The sequence below is a fragment of the Pseudomonas sp. SZ40 genome (assembly GCF_052958135.1).
In genome coordinates this window covers 13027-31301 of record NZ_JBQWIF010000019.1, presented here as the reverse complement: position 1 = coordinate 31301, position 18275 = coordinate 13027, and the positions used below count along the sequence as shown (strand labels likewise).

At 64.3% G+C, this 18275-nt stretch carries 16 protein-coding genes; 4 read left to right on the top strand and 12 right to left on the bottom strand.

Features of this window, described 5'->3' with window-relative positions; genetic code table 11:
• The first annotated feature begins 44 nt into the window (after positions 1–44).
• From ACT9T4_RS15790 to ACT9T4_RS15775, 4 genes are all read left to right on the top strand, one after another.
• On the top strand, positions 45–869 hold the full coding sequence (locus ACT9T4_RS15790; protein WP_499117862.1) for a PA5502 family lipoprotein: 825 nt from the start codon (positions 45–47) through the stop codon (positions 867–869).
• A gap of 161 nt (positions 870–1030) precedes the next feature.
• A complete protein-coding gene (locus tag ACT9T4_RS15785) occupies positions 1031–2035 on the top strand; it encodes a methionine ABC transporter ATP-binding protein (RefSeq protein ID WP_499117860.1) in 1005 nt (334 codons plus the stop codon).
• The gene (locus tag ACT9T4_RS15780; RefSeq protein ID WP_090423656.1) at positions 2035–2700 is read left to right on the top strand and encodes a methionine ABC transporter permease; all 666 of its coding nucleotides are present in this window, start codon (positions 2035–2037) and stop codon (positions 2698–2700) included. The genes ACT9T4_RS15785 and ACT9T4_RS15780 overlap by 1 nt, the downstream gene beginning before the upstream one ends.
• 61 nt (positions 2701–2761) lie before the next feature.
• Complete coding sequence (locus ACT9T4_RS15775; protein ID WP_042553612.1) at positions 2762–3538, top strand: MetQ/NlpA family ABC transporter substrate-binding protein; 777 nt, start codon at positions 2762–2764, stop codon at positions 3536–3538.
• Between the two features lie 86 nt (positions 3539–3624).
• Here ACT9T4_RS15775 and ACT9T4_RS15770 read toward each other — a convergent pair whose 3' ends face one another.
• From ACT9T4_RS15770 to ACT9T4_RS15715, 12 genes are all read right to left on the bottom strand, one after another.
• Positions 3625–4053, bottom strand: a complete 429-nt coding sequence (locus tag ACT9T4_RS15770) for a GFA family protein (protein ID WP_042553613.1) — start codon at positions 4051–4053, stop codon at positions 3625–3627.
• Positions 4054–4203: 150 nt separating this feature from the next.
• Complete coding sequence (locus ACT9T4_RS15765) at positions 4204–4617, bottom strand: YbaN family protein (RefSeq protein WP_042553614.1); 414 nt, start codon at positions 4615–4617, stop codon at positions 4204–4206.
• The gene (locus tag ACT9T4_RS15760) at positions 4610–5203 is read right to left on the bottom strand and encodes a biliverdin-producing heme oxygenase (protein WP_042553615.1); all 594 of its coding nucleotides are present in this window, start codon (positions 5201–5203) and stop codon (positions 4610–4612) included. Before ACT9T4_RS15760 ends, ACT9T4_RS15765 begins: the two co-directional genes overlap by 8 nt.
• 111 nt (positions 5204–5314) lie before the next feature.
• Positions 5315–6673, bottom strand: a complete 1359-nt coding sequence (locus ACT9T4_RS15755) for a TolC family outer membrane protein (protein ID WP_499117856.1) — start codon at positions 6671–6673, stop codon at positions 5315–5317.
• Entirely contained in the window at positions 6670–7995 is a 1326-nt protein-coding gene (locus ACT9T4_RS15750) for an HlyD family type I secretion periplasmic adaptor subunit (RefSeq protein WP_499117854.1), read from the bottom strand. Before ACT9T4_RS15750 ends, ACT9T4_RS15755 begins: the two co-directional genes overlap by 4 nt.
• The gene (locus ACT9T4_RS15745; RefSeq protein ID WP_499117852.1) at positions 7995–9755 is read right to left on the bottom strand and encodes a type I secretion system permease/ATPase; all 1761 of its coding nucleotides are present in this window, start codon (positions 9753–9755) and stop codon (positions 7995–7997) included. The genes ACT9T4_RS15750 and ACT9T4_RS15745 overlap by 1 nt, the downstream gene beginning before the upstream one ends.
• A 187-nt stretch (positions 9756–9942) precedes the next feature.
• Complete coding sequence (locus ACT9T4_RS15740) at positions 9943–10506, bottom strand: heme acquisition protein HasA (RefSeq protein ID WP_042553618.1); 564 nt, start codon at positions 10504–10506, stop codon at positions 9943–9945.
• A gap of 114 nt (positions 10507–10620) precedes the next feature.
• Positions 10621–13683 carry a TonB-dependent receptor gene (locus ACT9T4_RS15735; RefSeq protein ID WP_499117851.1) on the bottom strand — a complete coding sequence of 1021 codons (3063 nt, stop codon included), beginning with the start codon at positions 13681–13683 and terminating at the stop codon, positions 10621–10623.
• Positions 13684–13814: 131 nt separating this feature from the next.
• Entirely contained in the window at positions 13815–14795 is a 981-nt protein-coding gene (locus tag ACT9T4_RS15730) for a FecR family protein (RefSeq protein ID WP_042553619.1), read from the bottom strand.
• Between the two features lie 90 nt (positions 14796–14885).
• Positions 14886–15389 (bottom strand): RNA polymerase sigma factor, encoded by a 504-nt coding sequence (locus ACT9T4_RS15725; protein ID WP_042553620.1) that lies wholly within the window; start codon positions 15387–15389, stop codon positions 14886–14888.
• A 377-nt stretch (positions 15390–15766) separates the two neighbouring features.
• On the bottom strand, positions 15767–16399 hold the full coding sequence (locus ACT9T4_RS15720; protein WP_499117848.1) for an SCO family protein: 633 nt from the start codon (positions 16397–16399) through the stop codon (positions 15767–15769).
• Positions 16400–16674: 275 nt separating this feature from the next.
• Positions 16675–18204: a SulP family inorganic anion transporter gene (locus ACT9T4_RS15715; RefSeq protein ID WP_042553623.1), complete on the bottom strand. Its 1530-nt coding sequence runs from the start codon at positions 18202–18204 to the stop codon at positions 16675–16677.
• Positions 18205–18275: the final 71 nt, after the last annotated feature.

Sequence of the window (18275 nt, the reverse complement as noted above, 5' to 3'; positions counted from 1 at the left end):
CGTGTAGAATTGCGTGTTTTTTGCACAAATCGAGACTCGCAGCCATGACATCGTTCCCCCTATGCCGTGCCGCTCTGGCCGCACTGGTTCTGCTGATGGTCGGCTGCCAAAGCCGCCAGGAAGCCGAACCCGCTGCGGCTCCGGCTGCCGTGGCGGTTGCTCCCAGTGCACAGGAGCAGTTCGACGCCAACCTGGCCGCTGGCCAGTTGGCCGAGGCCGAGGCGCAATTCGAAGCGCTGCAGCAGAGCGGTGACCCCGCGGCGGTGCTGCACGCCCAGCGACGCCTGTCCGAAGCCTATCTGCAGGAAGGTCAGAAAGCCCTGGAAAGCGGCGATCTCGACAAGGCCGCCCAATCCCTGGGGCATGCGCGCAACCTGATGCCCAAGGCCCCGGCGCTGACCACCGGCCTGGATGGCGCCATCGGCAAGGCCCGTGAAGCCGAGCTGAGCGCAGTCGAGCAGGCCCGCCAGGCCGGTGAGCAGGCCCAGGCCGCGCGTCAGGAACAACTGCGCCTGTTGCGCCAGGCTGCCGAGGCCCAGGCAGCGGCGACCCGTGCCGCCGATGCGCAACCGGAAGTGCCGGCGCAACTGATCGATCCTGCCGCCAAACGCAGCGAAGTCAGCCTGCCGATGCTGGATAGCCGTGATGAGGCCGCCTTGTTCGAACGCCTCGATGCTGTGGCTGCGGATGTGGTGACCTTCGATCGCACCGTGCATATCCAGGTGCGCAGCGCCGAGGATCTGCGCCGCGTCACCGGCCTGCTCGAAGCACGGGTGATGAAACGCGACCCGACCTTCAAGCTGACCCTCAGCCATGCCGTGAAACCCGTTCAGGTGCCCCACCTGATACTGAGTGCGCGCAATCGGTAGCTGAAGGGGATGTGCCGCCTGGAGCGGCGCACATCAACCAGCTTTTTAGCTATAAACATAGGCCTACAAATATCTTTGAGGCCTAACAAGCGCCGGATAAACTAGCGCATCTAATCTATATGCCTATCCGGCAAAAACGACGAACCCAAAAGGTTTAACGCGTGATCGACTTCCACCAGGTTCACAAGGCGTACCGCGTCAGTGGCCGCGATATCCCCGCCCTGCAACCCTGCGATTTGCACATCGACCGTGGCGAAGTATTCGGCATCATCGGTCACTCCGGTGCCGGCAAGAGTACCCTGCTGCGTCTGATCAACCGCCTCGAAGAGCCTTCCGGCGGACGCATCGATATCGACGGCGTGGACGTGACCGCACTCGGTGCCGATGGCCTGCGCTCGTTCCGCCAGCAGGTCGGGATGATCTTCCAGCATTTCAACCTGCTGTCATCCAAGACCGTCGCCGCCAACGTCGCGATGCCCTTGAAGCTGGCTGGCGTGGCCAACGCGGAGATCGAGCAGCGCGTCGCCGCCCTGCTCGAGCGCGTCGGCCTGCAGGACCACGCCAACAAGTACCCGGCACAACTGTCCGGCGGGCAAAAGCAGCGTGTGGGCATCGCCCGGGCGCTGGCGACCCGGCCGAAGATTCTGCTCTGCGACGAGGCCACCAGTGCCCTCGACCCGCAAACTACCGCGTCGGTGCTGCAACTGCTGGCCGAGATCAACCGCGAACTGGGCCTGACCATCGTCCTGATCACCCATGAAATGGACGTGATTCGTCGCGTCTGCGACCGCGTGGCGGTCATGGATGCTGGCGTGATCGTCGAACTGGGCGCCGTCGCCGACGTCTTCCTGCACCCGCAGCATGCCACCACCAGGCGCTTCGTTCAGGAGGCCGAGCAGGTCGACGAAAACGAGCAGCGCGACGATTTCGCCCATGTTCAGGGTCGCATCCTGCGCCTGACCTTTCAGGGGGACTCGACCTATTCGCCGATCCTCGGCCAGGTCGCCCGGGAAACCGGTATCGACTATAGCATCCTCGCCGGGCGTATCGACCGCATCAAGGATACGCCCTACGGCCAACTGACCCTGGCCCTGAGTGGCGGCGATATCGACGCGGCCCTGGCCCGCTTCGAAGCGGCCGATGTGCACCTGGAGGTCTTGCGCTGATGGAAACCCTACTGCCCAACGTCGACTGGCTGGAAATCTGGCAGGCCAGCCTCGATACCCTGAACATGCTGGGCGGCTCCATGCTGTTCACCGTGCTGTTCGGCCTGCCCCTCGGCGTGCTGCTGTTCCTCACCGGACCACGGCAGATGTTCGAACAGAAGGCGCTCTACGCGGTGGTCTCGCTGCTGGTGAACATTCTGCGTTCGGTGCCTTTCGTGATCCTGCTGATCCTGCTGATCCCGGTCACGGTGCTGATCACCGGCACATCGCTGGGGGTTGCGGGCGCCATACCGCCGCTGGTGGTCGGCGCCACGCCGTTCTTCGCGCGCCTAGTGGAAACCGCCCTGCGCGAGGTCGACCGCGGCATCATCGAAGCGACCCAGGCGATGGGTGCCAGCACCCGCCAGATCATCTTCAACGCCCTGTTGCCCGAGGCCCTGCCGGGCATTCTGGCGGCGGTCACCGTCACCGCCATCACCCTGGTGTCCTACACCGCGATGAGTGGCCTGATCGGCGGCGGCGGCCTGGGTGACCTGGCGGTGCGTTACGGCTATCAGCGTTATCAGCCGGACGTGATGTTCGTGACCGTGGCGCTGCTGGTGGTGCTCGTACAAATCCTGCAAACCATCGGCGATCGGCTGGTGGTGCACTTCTCCCGTAAATAAACAGCTGGAACGGACGACCGGCACTTTGCCGCCACGCCGCCTCATCTCAAGGAGTCAAACGATGAAAAAACTGCTTACTGCCCTGGCTGTCGTCGCAGCCTTTTCCAGCGCTGCCCAGGCTGAAACCCTGAGCGTCGCGGCGTCGGCCGTGCCGCACGCGGAGATCCTCAACTTTGTCAAACCGGCACTGGCCAAAGAAGGCGTGGAGCTGGACGTCAAGGTGTTCACCGACTACGTACAGCCCAACGTACAGGTTGCCGAGAAGCGTCTGGACGCCAACTTCTTCCAGCACCAGCCCTACCTGGACGAGTTCAACAAGAGCCGTGGCACCACTCTGGTCAGCGTAGGCGGTGTGCACGTCGAACCATTCGGCGCCTACTCCAGCAAGATCAAGGATCTGAAAGACCTGCCGCAAGGCGCCAACGTGGTGATCCCCAACGACGCCACCAATGGCGGCCGTGCCCTGCTGCTGCTGCAGAAAGCCGGCGTGATCACGCTCAAGGATGCCAACAACATCCTCTCCACGCCGAAAGACATCGCCGAGAACCCGAAGGGCATCAAGGTACGTGAACTGGAAGCCGCGACCCTGCCGCGCGTTCTGACCCAGGTCGACCTGGCGCTGATCAACACCAACTACGCGCTGGAAGCCAAGCTGAACCCGACCCAGGATGCCCTGGCCATCGAAGGCAGCGATTCGCCGTACGTCAACATCCTGGTGACCCGTGAAGACAACAAGGACAACGCCGCCGTACAGAAGCTGGTCAAGGCCCTGCACAGCGACGAAGTGAAAGCCTTCATCCTGGAAAAATACAAAGGTGCGGTGGTTCCGGCGTTCTGATGCCGTAATACCACGCCTGCAGTACCCGATGCCGCGTGGCCCCCAAGCTACGCGGCATTTTCATTTCTGCGCGGCGGGCTGCACGCTCACGACGGGATGAAGCGCAGCACGCCAGCCTGTCGCGGTCCGGCGCCAGAGGGGTCGTCCTTCGGGTGGGCGATGCCATCGCTGACAGGCACCTCGGCGAAGTCGAACGGGCTGACACCCTCCAGGCACGCCACGTTGACGCCGTACTGATGAGGATTGGAACGGCGTTGATGGTGGGTGTAGATACCGCAGCGCGAGCAGAAGTGATGCTCCGCGCTCTTGGTGTTGAATCGATAGACCGTCAGTAAGTCTGCGCCCTGCAGCACGCGGAAATCCGCCAGTTCGGCAGATACCGCCACCGCGCCGCGCATCCGGCAATAGGAGCAGTTGCAGCGCCGCGCGGTATGCAGGCCGTCGCTCAGCGTCACCTGAAAGCGCACCCCGCCACAATGGCAGGCACCGCTGATCTCGCCGATATCCTTGTTCATCGCCAGGCCCTCGTTCGATCGAAGGCATAGCATAAGCCAAACGCAGCATGCGCAGCCTGGCGTCGAGCGAAGCGATACCCGAGCACAATCGACCGAAAACTCCAGGTCTAATATCGACGCATCCCAGCTATCGCTGCCCTCAACCGCGGGCTATGGGGCGCAATTGTCTTTGCGTGGTCGCTCCGGCCGAGACCAGATCCACAGCGCGCCGCCGCTCATGCCCAGGCCGGCGAAAATCAGCGACGGCGTGTGCGCTACTGTCAGCAGCATGATGGCGAAGGCCATCAGCATGCTCAGGCTTGCTACCAGCTTGGTACGCCGGGTGACCACACCACCGTCCCGCCAGTTGCGCAGCAGCGGGCCGAACAGACGATGGCTCTCCAGCCAGGCGCTAAGCCGTGGTGAACTGCGCGACGCGGCCCAGGCGGCAAGCAGTACGAACTCGGTGGTCGGCAAGCCAGGTACCAGCACGCCCAGCGCCGCCATGCAGATGCTCAGGTAGGCGAGCGCCAGCCATAGCCAGCGTGCCCAGCCACTCGCCACCGTCTGTGGCGTATCAGGCAAAGCTGCGCTCCAGGTGCACGGCGAAACGCTCGAAGGCCGCGATGGCGGCAGCCTCGGCCTCGCGCTCCTGCTGCTCATCCAGTTCGACACCGTCGAGCGCCGCGACGAAGGTTTTCCAGCCTTGCGCCCGGCCACCCTCGGGCTCGCCAAGATGCCGCGCCCCGAAGGTCTCGCTCAGGCCCAGAGCGGGCATGCGCTTGAGTAGGAAGGCCGCCCCCAGCTTGGAGCCCTCGGACACGAACAGCCAGGCAAGGGCGGCGCCGAGCCCCAGGGACTGGCCACGAATAGACTCATCGCCCAGTGGCACCGGCAGGCCAAGGTCAGCCAGATCGAGACGGGCCTGCTGCAACCGGCAGCGTGCCGGCAGATCCGGCAGCAACGCGAGCAGCGCGGGGTCGTGATAGAGCGTTTCCAGGTCGTACTGGAACAGATACTGGGCGGCGACGAAGCGTGCGAAACGCTCTGGACTGCCGAACGGATCATGGCCTTTGACCAGCGCATCGAGCTTGCCATGAGGCTCGTGAGTCAGTTGGTTGAGACGCTGCGAACGCAGTGGATGGGACAGCTGTGCCTGTTGGGCGGTCATGGGGTCTCTCCTTGTACGGGCCTCCCGAGCGGTGCTCGGCATCATCTGGATAACTGACGAATCAGCAGGAGAAAGTCGGTAAACACCGTCACTCGCTCCGTGAGCCAACTGTCATGCGCTAGCCGGGAAGTAACGGCTCAAGTGGCGCAGATCCGCCTCACCGAGCACCCCGGCCAGGTAGCGCAGCTGCAACCAGGCGCGCAGGTAGCCATAACGGGCCTCGGCCAGATCCCGCCGGGCGCTGTAGAGCTGCTGCTCGGCATCGAGCACATCGCGGTTGACCCGTTCGCCACCGGTCACGCTCTTTCGGGTGGCGTCGATCAAACCGCTGGCCGACTCGACCGCCAGCTCATAGGCGCGCACCTTGGCGGTGCTGCTCGCACACAGGTTGAACTGCCGCCGCAGCTCGTTGAGCACCCCGTCGCGCTGGGCGTCCAGCTCGTAGCGGGCCTGCTCGTAGGATGCCGCTGCCTGACGCCGCGCCGCCGATACACCGCCACCGGCGAACAACGGCATACTGAGCTGGATGCCGATGCTGTCGGTGTCGTACTTCTGGTTGTAGGTGCTTTCCGAGTCGGAGCTGGTCTTGCGCGAACTGGCGTACAGCCCCAGCGTTGGCAGGTGCCCGGCGCGCTGACGCTCGACTTCCTGCTCGGCCACGCTCAGCCCATGGCGCTGGCTGGCGAGTTCGGCGTTGTGCGCCATGGCCATGTCGCGCCAGCCTTCGAACCGTGCCGGAGCCAGCGGTTCGGCGCTGAACGGGCCGCTCAGTGGGGCCAGTTGGCGAAGCTCGACCGGCTCGCCGATGATTGCCTGCAAATCGCGCAGCGCGGCATCCAGGGCATCCTGCGCCTCGATCTCCTGCGCCCGCGACAGATCATGGCGAGCGCGGGTTTCCAGCAGGTCGGTACGGGTGCCTTCGCCAGCCTCGAAGGTGCGCTGGTTGAGCTGCAACTGCTCGGCATAGGCACGCCGCTGGGCACCCGCCAGCTCGATCTGCTCACCAGCCAGCAATGCCTGGCTGTATGCCTCGAACACCCGCACCACCAGTTCCTGGCCACGCCCACGCAGACGTTCGTCGGCCAGCGCTGCCTTGGCCACGCCCTGGCGGTACTCGGCCCAGGCGGCGTAATCGAACAGCGGTTGCTGCAGGGTCAGCGCCGAGGAGTAGCTGTCGTAATCACGGCCGTTGGTCCCCCCGCCCGCCGTGACATCGGACTCGTTGCGGGCCTTGCGATAACTGTACGAGAGGTTCGGCAGCAAGCCGGCACGGCCGATGGCCAGGTTCTCCACGCCAGCATCCCGCTCGCGGGTGGCGGCGCGAAAAGTCGGATCATTGCGCAGGGCCAGGGCGTAAGCGTCCATCACGCCGAACGCGAGGCTCGGCCCGGCGAGCAGCGCACCGAGCAGCAGGATCCCGCACCTGAGGGCTGGCGAGACCCGACGCCGGGTTCGATTCGATACTTTCATTCTTCCACCAGCGCCATATGGGTGCGATCGGTCAGCGGCTTGAACAGATAGTTGAGCAACGAACGCTCACCGGTGCGCACGAAGGCTTCCACCGGCATGCCGGGCCGAATCTGTTGGCCCTGCAACTGCCGCAACCCGTCGTCGTCCACCTGCACGCGCAGCCGGTAATAGGGCTGATCGGTCTTTTCATCCAGCAGGCGGTCAGCGGATACCAGCGTCACCTTGCCATTGACCCGCGGCGTACGGCTCTGGTTGAAGGCGACGAACAGCAGTTCCACGTCCAGGCCGGGCTGCAGCTTGTCGACCAGTTCCACGGGGGCTCGTGCGTCGACCAGCAACGGAGCGTCCTGCGGGACGATCTCCATCAGCATCTGCCCCGGCGAAATCACCCCACCCTCGGTGAATACGTCGAGCCCGACCACGGTGCCCGCGGCTGGGGCACGGACTTCACTGTGGGCCAGTTCGAAGTCGGCAGCGCTCAGTCGGCTGCCCAGTTCCTCCACCTTGAGGCGTGAATCGGCAAGCTGCTGACGGACGTCCTGCTGGTACTCCTCGCCACGCTGCGCGGCACGCAGACGCAGCTCGAGTATCTGCCGCTGAGTGCGGCCGATATTGCCGAGGTCTTCGGAGATGTCACCATTGAGCTGGGCATACAGCCGCTCGTTTTCCAACAGCCGATTGCGGGCCACGTAGCCTTCGCGGGCCAGCTCGCGCAGCCCCTGCAATTGCGCCTGCATGCTGCTGCGCTGCTCGTCCTTGTGAGCCTTGGCGGCGCGCAGCCCTTCGAGCACGGCCTGGCTGCCGGCAATGCTCTCCTGCAGGCCATCGAGCTCCAGACGCAACGCGGCTCGTCGACTGGCGAGCAACTGCCGCTGCAAGGCCAGGGTCGAGTCGACCCGTGGATCGTCAGCTGAAGCGATGGCCGGCGGAAATGCGATGGCCGCCAGCCCGTCACGCTCGGCCTCCAGGCGAGCGCTGCTGGCCACTGCTCCAAGGTGCTGAACGAACAGCGATTCGCGCTGGGCACGGATCTGCGTGGCGTCCATGCGAATCAGCACCTGACCGGCGTCGACCTGATCACCGTCACGTACCAGCAGGCTCTGAACCACCCCACCAGAGGGATGCTGCACGGCTTGACGATTGCCGGCGACCACTACGTTGCCGCTGACCGCCACGCCCTTGTCGAGGGGGGCCAGCCCAGCCCAAAGCAGAAAACCACCGAAACCGACTGCCAGCAGCCAGCCACCCATGCGTGAATAACGCCGCTCGTCGAGGGGCAGCACATCGGCCAGTGGCCCCTCCTTGCGCAAGGACTGGGCCATCAGGATGCCACTCCGTGGCTGCTGTAACTCATGCTCAGCGATGGGGCCCCGCGCAAGGCTGCAGCTAAGGGTGCCGCCTTGGGTTGCAACTCCTGCAGGACCCGCTCGGCGGCCCCGAACGCCTGCATCTGTCCGTCACGCAGTACCAGCAGCTTGTCGGTACTGGCCAGCAATGACGGCTTGTGGGCGATCAGCACCAGGGTGCAACCTTGCCGCTTCGCTTCGGCGATGGCTGCCAGCAGGGCCTGCTCACCCACTTCGTCGAGATTGGAGTTCGGCTCATCGAGCACGATCAGCGCTGGCAGGCCATACAGTGCACGGGCCAGGCCGATACGCTGCCGCTGTCCCCCGGACAGGCCGGTGCCGCCTTCACCGAGACGGGTATCGTAGCCGTCGGCCAGTTGCAGGATCAGGTCATGCACACCGGCCATACGCGCGGCGGCCACCACCTTCTGCGCATCCACCTCGGTGAAACGGGCAATGTTCTCGGCCACGCTGCCGGCGAACAGCTGCACGTCCTGCGGCAGGTAACCGATATGAGCCCCGAGCGCAGTGCGGTCCCATTGCTGGAGATCGGCGCCATCCAGGCGCACCTTGCCGGTCTGCGCCTTGGCCACGCCCACCAGCAGGCGTGCCAGGGACGACTTGCCCGAGCCCGAGGGGCCGATCACACCCAGCACCTCGCCCGCCCCCAGGGCGAAACCAAGGTTCACCAGGCACGGCGTGCGGGTGCCCGGGGCGAAAGCGCTGAGCTGCTCGACGCGTAGCGCACCGAGCGGCGCGGGCAGCGGCATGCCTGCCTGGCGCGGCGGGTGCGCCTGGAGCAGCGCCGACAGCCGCTCATAGGCCAGCCGCGCATTGCTCCACTGCCGCCAGACGCCGAGGACCTGATCGATGGGCGCCAGCACCCGGCCCATGAGTATGGAACCGGCGATCATCATACCCGGCGTGATCAGCCCATCCAGGGCCAGCCAGGCACCCAGGCCCAGCACCAGTGACTGCAGCGCCAGACGCACGTACTTGGACCAGGCGCTGAACACGGCGGTCTTTTCACTGGCCAGGTTCTGCTGGCCCAGGAAGCCGGCATGCAGGGCGAACCAGCGCTGGCGTATCGCGCCAAGCATGCCCATCGACTCGATGGCTTCGGCCTGACGCAAATGGCCGGCGGCTTGCTGATTCGCCGCGATGGACAGCCGTGCAGCCTCGCCAAGCGGCTCTCGGGTCAGGCGCTGATTGAGCCAGGCCAGCATCACCAGCGCCAGGGCACCTACCAGGGCAAGCAGACCAAGCCACGGGCTGAACAGGAAGATCACCCCCAGATACACCGGGAACCAGGGGGCGTCGAAGAAGGCGAACAGCGCATTGCCGGTGGCGAACTGACGCAGGCTGGTGAGATCGCTCAGCGCCTGGGTCGAGGTCTGTCGCGCGTTGCTCAGGTTGGCTTCGAAGGTCGCCTCGAATACCCGTGCATTGAGGCGCATGTCCATCTGCGTACCGAGCCGGATCACCAGCAGGCTGCGGATCCATTCCAGCGCTCCGGCGAACACGAACAGCCCGACCACGATAAGGGTCAGCATCAACAGGGTCATGGCATTGCCGGAGGCGAGCACCCGGTCATAGACCTGCAGCATGTAGAGCGCAGGTGCCAGCATCAGCAGGTTGATCACCGCAGAGAACAGGCCGACATGCAGCAGCCCTGATCGGCAGGCACGCAGGGCCTGAAGTATCTCGTTGGCAGCCGCGGGAACGGGCGCACGCATGCAGGGGCTCCTTGGCGCAATGCCAGGCGCGACACGCCCGGCGGCATCCCCCGGCGCCATTGACGGGCGCCCGGGCGACACCCAGAATTCGTGACCGTCACAGCCTGGGCCTTGGAAAACACGGGCCGTGACGGCGTTACCAGAGCGGACGGGATGACTTATCCGTTCGCTTTTTATTGCCTGATGATCAGGCAGCCAGCAGCAACTCGGACTCGCTCAACGACGAACCCGCTGCGGTGATGATGTCGTCGGCCAGCCCGGCAGCTTCCAGCACGGCCAGCAGGCCACCGTCGTTCGGCGTACCGGCGCTGTCGGTAGCCCCTTCGACCGAACCGTTCATCAAGCCCCAGATCACATCGTGCACGGCATTGTCGCGACCTTCCGCCGCCGTGGCGGTCAGCGGCGTGTTGCCGAAGTCGAAGCTGATCAGCGGGCTGGAAACGGTACCGTTGGCATTCAGGCCACCCCCCAGGGTCACCTGCTGCAGGGTGCCGTACAGCGAGTGGCTGCTGAAGTTGTAGGACAGGTTGCCGACCGCCGAGAACGAGAAGGCGCCGTTGTTGAGCGACAGCGCGTAGGTATCGCCGGACAGCCCTGACGCGACGCCATTGGTGTAGAAACCGCCAGTGTTGGCCGGGTGCTGACCGGCAACGCCATTGGCTTCATAAGCGCCCAACAATTCTGCAAGCGAGCCACCCGAGGTGAAGTTGATCGGGAAGTGGTCGGCATCGTAGCTATAGGAAATTGCCATCGTTGTTTCTCCTTGCTTGGCGATCGTTCGCCGGTTGATTGGCACCTCGCGGTACCGATACGCACACCGTCACCGGAGTGCATCGAACAGGACCCTCACAGGCGACGACCCTATTCAGAACTGCAGTTCGAAGCCGCCCATCACGGTACGACCGGGCCCATAGGATTTGACGAAGATGTCCGAGTAGCCCATGACGTAGCTGCGGTCGCGGATGTTTTCCACTGTGGCGCGCAGCTGCAGGTTGCGGCTGATGCGATAGCTGGCGAACAGGTCCCAGGTGGTGTAGCTCGGCCACAGGTCGGTGCTCCAGCCTCTGGGCCGGCCGGCGGCGCTGTAGTTGAGGCGAGTGCCCAGTTCCAGGCTTTCGTTCAGCCAGCGGGTGCCGAACACCCAACTGCCGCGATCCATCGGAGAGTTGCGGGCGCTGTTCATGCCGAACACGTCTCCCCCGCAATAGGTCTGGGCATCCAGGTAGGCCTGGTAGGAGGGGTATCCAGCGGCTACGGCCTGGTTGCGAAGGTCCGAATAGCTGCCGTCCTCACGGGGCATGTCTTCGCGGATGTTGTCGCTGCCGAGCGGGAAAGTCTTCTGGCAGATATCGTTGTCGCCACCGATCACATGGGTGTAGTTCAGGCCGCTGTACCAGCGGCGGGCGTCGTAGTCCAGTTCCAGCTCGACCCCGCGAAACTGCATGCGGGCCTGATTATTGACGAACATGGTGTTACCCAGTCCGCCGGTCATGCCCGGCAGGGCATTGTCCATCGAGGTGATCAGGTAATTGTCGACGCGCGTGTCGTAGTACGTGACCTTGGCGTTGAACTGGTCGCCCACCGTGACCAGGTCCAGCTTGTTGACGTTGAAGCCCAGGTCCCAACTGCGCGACGTCTCTGGTTCGGCGTAGGGATTGGGGTACATGGTGGCGAAAGGGTCACCGGGATGGGAGCCCTCCATCAGCGACTCTGTCAGCGCCGGCGGCCGCCAGGACTTGCCCCAACTGGCAAAGACTTCCAGCCAGTCGGTAGGGCGGTACGCGGCAGCGAATGTAGGCAGGAATTTGTCCAGGCTCTCATCGACCTCGTACGCGCGCATGCCGGTGTTGGACGACCAGATGCCATCATAGAAACTCGTGTAGTAGCGCGGATCCGAGGTCGGGTCGGCCGCCAGTCTGGCCTGCAGTCCCGGGATGTTGGCGCAGGCACTCGCTCTGGTACGCGCCTGACGGGCCAGGCGCGCCGCTTCGCTCTGGCCGCGTATCACAGGCGCCACGTAGCTGGTGCAGCGTAGCTGAGTGTCAGCGATGGATTGCGTGAGCAGACGGTTGTAAACCTGGGCACGGCCCTCGTAGGTCCAGTCCGTAACGGGTACGCGGGTCTTGCCCTTGAGCCTGTAGTAGTCATAACGCAGGCCACCCGACAGCGTGATCTGCTCGGTCTCGAAGGTAAGGCTGCCAAAAGCGCTGGTGATGCTGCGCTTGCCGTTGGGGTTGAGGGTATTGGTGTCGCTACCCACTTCACGGCCCTGGCGGTTGTAGACGGTGTCCGAGGCGCCACGATCCTGGAAGTACTCCAGGCCATGGTTGAAGCGAAAACCTTCGACGCCAACCAAGGCGAAGCGCGCGGTGTTGTCCAGGGTGAAGCCGATGGTGTCGATCTTGGTACGCGCATCGTTACCCAGCCCGGCCTCGCAGGCACTGGTCCAGGAGCCGGGCACCGGGCTCTGGTCGCAGTAACCCAGTCGCCAGGCGGTATCGGTCATGTTCACGCCGCCCGTGACGACCGGTCGCCCGGCGGCGGTGTCGCGCTGGTTGCGGGTGGTGACGTAGTAGAGCTTGGCCTTGAGATCCAGCAGCGGCGAGTCGGAATCGACGCTGTAGTCCAGCCCGAAGGACTGCGAACGGGCACTGGCATCGCCGTATTTCTGCCAGGCCTCTTCACCGTCCCGTGCTGCGCCGTCGACCGGGTTGATCACCCGGCGGTCGGACACGTTGGCATAGCCGAGGTCGGTATTGATGTAGGTGAACTGCAGGGCCTGCTCCGGATTGATGACGAAGCGCGCCTTGAACAGCTCCGAATCCTGCTCCTGATCGGAGAACTTGATGCGATCGACGACCTGCGTGATCGGGCGGTCGGAATCCTGAACGCCACCGAGCAGGAAATCGAAGTTCTCCCGACGCGAGCCCGGCGCGTAATCGCCGAAGCTGCGTCGGCTACGGGCGGCGAGCAGCTCCCAGCGGTCATCGAAGCGCCCGGCCACAGCGGCACTGCCGATGAAGTTGACGCCATTGCCGTGGCCGCCCAGGCCGGTCATGCCGCGCAGGCGCACGCCCTGATCCTGGCCCGGCAGAATGATGTCGTCGACATTCAGCGTGCCGAAGTTGGCGCTGCCGGCAATCGACGCGGCACCGGTGACGTCGGAGCGCGGGCCCTTCTCGATCACCACGCTGCTGATCAGCTCGGAATCCGCGTAGAGCTGGCCATTGCGCTGCTGATGGCCGTTCTCGTTGAAGTTCTGGCGCATGCCATCGATCATCGTGTTGACCCGACCGAAGTCCTGCATGCCGCGGATGTTTACCGACAGCCCTGGATCCTGGGCGCTCACCGCGCTGTACACGCCTGGCGTTTCGACCAGCATGTCGGCCGCATGCCGTGGCGGGTTGCGGTCGAGCTGGTCACGGGTGATAACGCTGACCGAGCGCGGCGCCTGGTAGATCCATTCATTGCTGACGTCGCGGGTCGATTCGATGGTCGTCGCATCGATCTGCAGCGTGCCGGCGACTTCGGCCACCCGCTCCACGTTGACCCGCCGCTCACCCGTGAAGCTGTAGCTGACCGGCAGACCACTGAGCAGCAGACGCAAGCCCTGCTCCGGCCCGTGCGGCCCCTTCAGCTCACGACTCTGCAGCCCTGCCAGCTTGCTGCTGTCGAAGAACACCTGAATCCCGGCCTGCTCGGCAAAGGCGATCACAGCGCTCCCCAGCGGCTGTGCGGGAATATCGAACTGGACCTGAGCTGCCCTCACAGCGCCGCCCGCATCCGCCGCCAAAGGCGCCGACTGCTGGGCCCAGGCGCTACTGCCAGCGACCAGCGCCACACCCACCAGCAAACCACCCGCCAGCCCCAGAGCGCGATGCCCTTTCTGGTTTCCGGCGATTGAATGACGCATTCCCTTGTTGCCCATCGACCCTGCTCTTTGTTGATATTGGCGTGTAATGAAAATCACTATCAACAAGCAAGACGTTGCAGCCGGGAAAACTCAGTAAGCGTTTTTGGAAATTATTCGTTCGGCTGAAAAGCCCAGGCGAACGCGGCTCAGTAAATGATGCTGAGGCCGGGCAGATCGCTATGCCGGGCCTGCAGCTCGCCCGTGAGGGTAGCGACCGCACCGTCCAGCGAGTCCAGGCGGAACACACCGCTGACTCGGCGCTGCGCCAGTTGGCCGCCAGCGATGAGAATGTGCCCGTCGCGGTAACGATTGAGCTGGGTCACCACCTGCTGCAACGGTACCTGATCGAAAATCAGCAGACCGCGCTGCCAACTGCTGGCGCGCGACAGATCCAGGCTCAGCCGCTCGATCCGCCCATCGGCGTCGAAACGCGCACTCTGCCCCTCGTCGAGAATCAGGCTCTGACCATGTTTGCTGACGGCCACACGGTGCTGCATGACACCGACGAGCGCCTGCTCGGCGTCACCCCGGCTGACCAGAAAACGCGTGCCCAGCGCCTGGGCCTTGCCACCACCGCTGTCGACGATGAATGGCCGTGACTCGTGCTTGCCCACCGGAGCCGTCTGAAAAATGGCCGAGCCGGCCAGCAATTCGATACGCCGCGCCTGGGAGGTGTAATCGAGGCGTATGGCACTGCGCGCATCGAGCGTCGCCTGGCTACCGTCGGGCAGCTCGAAGGTGCGCACTTCCCCGCTGGCGGTCAGGTGGTCGGCGATCAGTGGCAGGTACAGCGCGTTACCCTGCGTCCAGCCGACAGCGGTAACGATCACCGCCAGCGAGGCGCTGCTCAGCCAACGCAGTGCACGCCTGCTACGGCGCCTTGGCGGCGCGGCAAGCGGCCGAGCGGGTGCACGCCGCGGAGCATCGAGAAGCGGCTCCGTCAGACCGGCGAGGTCACCCCAGGTATGCCGAGCGAACTGCAGGGCAGCGGCGTGACGCGAATCGAGGGCGAGCCAGGCCTGCAGCGCCTGCTGCTCATCCTCGGCGAGTGGCGAATCGCTCAGGCGCACCGCCCATTCGGCAGCGGCCTGGCGAATCCCGCGATCCTGCAGGTCTGGGCTATTCACGTCGTGCTCTCGGTTCGTCTTATAAGGGTAATGACGCTCGGGCGGCTCTTTTACCGTAAAAGCGCCCGGCGATACCGGCATTTTTCCCGCTCATGGGCCTGCACCCAGGCGTTCCATGACATGCGACAGCGCCTTGGACAGGTGCTTTTGCACCGAGCTGTCACTGATTGCCAGACGCCTGGCGACCTCGGCATGGGTCAGCCCTTCGATTCGGTTGAGGTGAAAGATTTCGCGGGTACGCGGTGGCAGTTCGGCCACAGCACGCTGCAACAGCTCCATACGTTGCTGCCTCTCGGTCGTGTCTTCCAGGCTGTCGACCTCATCTTCGACAGCGTTGAGCACCTCGTCGCCCACCAGGTCGGTCTTGCGTCGATCCTGCTGGCGACGGTGGTCGATCAGCAGGTTGCGCGCGGTACGGTAGAGATAGGCCGGGGTATTCTCGATGTGGTCGTGCCGCGCCTGCTCGGTCAGGCGCAGGAAACTTTCCTGGACCAGATCGGCAGCCAGGTGGGGGTCACGGCTCTTGCGCAGCAGGAAGCTCTGTAGCGCCCTGGCGTGCTGCTGGAAAAGGCCTTTGAGATCCAGATCCGACAATCGTCATACCTGACCTGAGCGGGAAGGAGCCGCATCTTACCGACCGATGAGAATAGTTTTCAATTAACATTTTTGACCAGGTACCGCGTCAGTCAGGCTGGCGCCATGCACAGGCAGGAAAGCCAGGGTGAGCGAGCCTGCTTCCAGATCGTCGACGGCCTCATGCACCCGATGGACGGGCTCGCCGTACCGCCGCACTTGGCCGTGATTCGTCTGCAAAACCTGCAGAGCCGCGAGCCCCTGAGGAGCCCGCTCGCGGACGATGCGATGGTGATCAGCGCACCATGCGTGTCATGCCCATCATTCGCCGCGGCGTCGCGGCTCCTGGAGAGCCGGCGAAGACGCCACCGACAGGCATCAGGCGTTCGCCCAACGTTTCAATCCTTGCGGATCAATCCCGGCAATTGTGCGGCCAGTTTGTCGACATTGATCGGCGCACGAATGAAGCCGCGCTGAGTGCCGTCAGGGCCGATGACGGCGAGGTTGCCGCTATGGTCGACGAGGTAATTTTCCTTGCTGGTATCGGCCGGGATGTAGGGAATGCTCACCGCGTTGGCCAGCGTCTGGATGGTGTCCGGCTCACCGGTCAGGCCCATGTAACCGGCATCGAAATAGCCCAGGTACTTTTTCATCTGCTCGGGCGTGTCGCGATTGGGGTCGACGGTCACCAGTACGATGCGCAGGTTGTTCCAGGCCTCCTCCGGGATTTCCGAACGCAATTGGCGCAGCTGAGCCAGGGTCGCCGGGCAGATGTCCGGGCAGAAGGTGTAACCGAAGAACAGCAGACTCCACTGATCCTTGAGCTGACTGGTGGAAAAGGTCTGGCCATCCTGATCGACGAAGTCCAGCGCCGGTACCTGGCGTTGTTGCGGCAGCATGACGATGCCAGCGTCGAGCAACGCGGCAGGGTCGTTCTTCGATTTACTGCTGAGCACCTGATTGACGGCAAGACCGAGCACCAGTGCGACGACGGCGATCAGGACGAATACGGTGATTTGCTTTCGGGTCATGGCGGCCACGATGGTCTGAGTGAAAGGTGATCGCCCGGACTGGCCAGAGAACCCCGATCGACACGCGAATGGCACGGCGGCCAGGCAGATGGGATCAGCCGGTAGGCGATGAACAGCGGGAAAAGGTACCAGATACTGAGCGCCAAGGTCGCATTGGCGCATGCGGCCAGCTGTCACGGTGAAGAAAGTCGCGCCTGCCATTGCAGCAGGCGCGGATGAAACGGACGGGCTCCACGCTGCACATGGCGGCTGAAGCCCTGTAGGGCTGATGGCTGTCAGGCCACCGCGCGACGCATGCTCAGTGTGCGACCTTCCAGGCGCCGGTTGAGGCCGTGGCGTTCGATCAGCAGCGCACCGCCCTGCTGTTCTGCCGCGCGGCCCCAGTCGTCGAGCAACTCCATGCAGGCATGATCGACGTAGCTGAGCTTGTCCAGCGGCACATACAGGCGAGTGGTCGGCGCGATACCCTCCAGCACGCTGGCCAGGTGCGGCACCTTGAGGAAAGTCGCCGAGCCGATAAGGCGTAGTTCCGCCTGGTCGGGGCCGACCTGATTGAGGTTGACCTTCAGACGCGAAGCCTTGCTGGCCAGTTTGACCAGTGTCAGGGCGAAGCCGATCAGTACACCGGTGAGCAGGTCGACCGAGACGATGCCGATGGCAGTGGCCGCGTAGATGAATACCGGCGCCCGGCCATAGCGCCCGAGGCTGCGAATGGCCTTGATGTCGACCAGTTTGAAACCGGTGTACACCAGGACACCGCCGAGCGAAGCGATGGGGATGCTCTGCAGCACACCGGGCAGCAGCATGACGAACGCCAGCAACCAGGCACCGTGGAGGATGGCCGACATGCGGGTGCGCGCGCCGGCCTGCACGTTGGCCGAGCTGCGCACGATCACCCCGGTCATCGGCAAGGCACCGAGCGCACCGCAGAGCATGTTGCCGATGCCCTGAGCGGACAACTCACGATCCATATTGGAACGCGCGCCACTGTGCATGCGATCCACCGCCGCCGCAGACAGCAAGGTTTCCGCACTGGCGATGAAAGCCACCACGACGGCGGCCAGCAGGATGTGCGGATCAGCCAGGTTGAGCAGATCGGCGGGCTTTACCCAGTCGATGGCATCGCTCAGCGTGGCCGGTACTTCGACCCGCGCCACGCCCAGGTTCATCCACAGGCTGATCAGCGTCATCGACGCCACCCCCAGCAACGCGCCCGGCAGAAAGCGCAGGCTGTTGGGGCGCAACTTGTCCCACAGGAACATGCAGGCGATGGTGCCGAAACCCAGCAGGGCCGCCGCCATGGCACTGCCGCCGCCAAGGCCGGGAATCGCTTGGCGCACCGTGTCGGGAAACGCCAGCAGGTTATCCAGGCCGGACGCCTGGGGCTTCACATCGAACATCACGTGCAACTGCGAAAGCACGATAAGGATGCCGATACCGGCAAGCATGCCGTACACCACTGCCGGTGCCGTGACGCGAAACCAGCAGCCGAGACGCAGGCGCCCGGCGATCAGTTGCAGCAGTCCAGCCAGGAGCAGAATCGGCCCGAGCATGGCCAGGCCATGGGTGCGCACCAGTTCGAACACCAGTACGGCGAGGCCGGCAGCCGGGCCGCTGACCTGCAGCGGCGAGCCGGCCAGCCAACCGACCACCAGACCACCGATGATGCCGGTGATCAGGCCTTTGGCCGGCGGCATGCCGGACGCGATGGCGATACCCATGCACAGCGGCAGGGCGACGAGAAATACCACGATGGATGCCAGGGCATCACGGGGTAGAGCGGATTTGAAAGAAGCGAGGGTCATGGTGCGGTCTCCTGCGGGTACGGCGCACGAAAGGTCACGACGACAAGCAACGCTCGCCGTCTGGCAGGTAG

What these genes read in the sequence shown, in the direction of transcription:
- ACT9T4_RS15790 (WP_499117862.1), top strand. Translation starts at nt 45, where the DNA reads ATGACATCGTTCCCCCTATGCCGTGCCGCTCTGGCCGCACTGGTTCTG.
- ACT9T4_RS15780 (WP_090423656.1), top strand. Translation starts at nt 2,035, where the DNA reads ATGGAAACCCTACTGCCCAACGTCGACTGGCTGGAAATCTGGCAGGCC.
- ACT9T4_RS15775 (WP_042553612.1), top strand. Translation starts at nt 2,762, where the DNA reads ATGAAAAAACTGCTTACTGCCCTGGCTGTCGTCGCAGCCTTTTCCAGC.
- ACT9T4_RS15770 (WP_042553613.1), bottom strand. Translation starts at nt 4,053, where the DNA reads ATGAACAAGGATATCGGCGAGATCAGCGGTGCCTGCCATTGTGGCGGG.
- ACT9T4_RS15760 (WP_042553615.1), bottom strand. Translation starts at nt 5,203, where the DNA reads ATGACCGCCCAACAGGCACAGCTGTCCCATCCACTGCGTTCGCAGCGT.
- ACT9T4_RS15755 (WP_499117856.1), bottom strand. Translation starts at nt 6,673, where the DNA reads ATGAAAGTATCGAATCGAACCCGGCGTCGGGTCTCGCCAGCCCTCAGG.
- ACT9T4_RS15750 (WP_499117854.1), bottom strand. Translation starts at nt 7,995, where the DNA reads ATGGCCCAGTCCTTGCGCAAGGAGGGGCCACTGGCCGATGTGCTGCCC.
- ACT9T4_RS15745 (WP_499117852.1), bottom strand. Translation starts at nt 9,755, where the DNA reads ATGCGTGCGCCCGTTCCCGCGGCTGCCAACGAGATACTTCAGGCCCTG.
- ACT9T4_RS15740 (WP_042553618.1), bottom strand. Translation starts at nt 10,506, where the DNA reads ATGGCAATTTCCTATAGCTACGATGCCGACCACTTCCCGATCAACTTC.
- ACT9T4_RS15735 (WP_499117851.1), bottom strand. Translation starts at nt 13,683, where the DNA reads ATGGGCAACAAGGGAATGCGTCATTCAATCGCCGGAAACCAGAAAGGG.
- ACT9T4_RS15720 (WP_499117848.1), bottom strand. Translation starts at nt 16,399, where the DNA reads ATGACCCGAAAGCAAATCACCGTATTCGTCCTGATCGCCGTCGTCGCA.
- ACT9T4_RS15715 (WP_042553623.1), bottom strand. Translation starts at nt 18,204, where the DNA reads ATGACCCTCGCTTCTTTCAAATCCGCTCTACCCCGTGATGCCCTGGCA.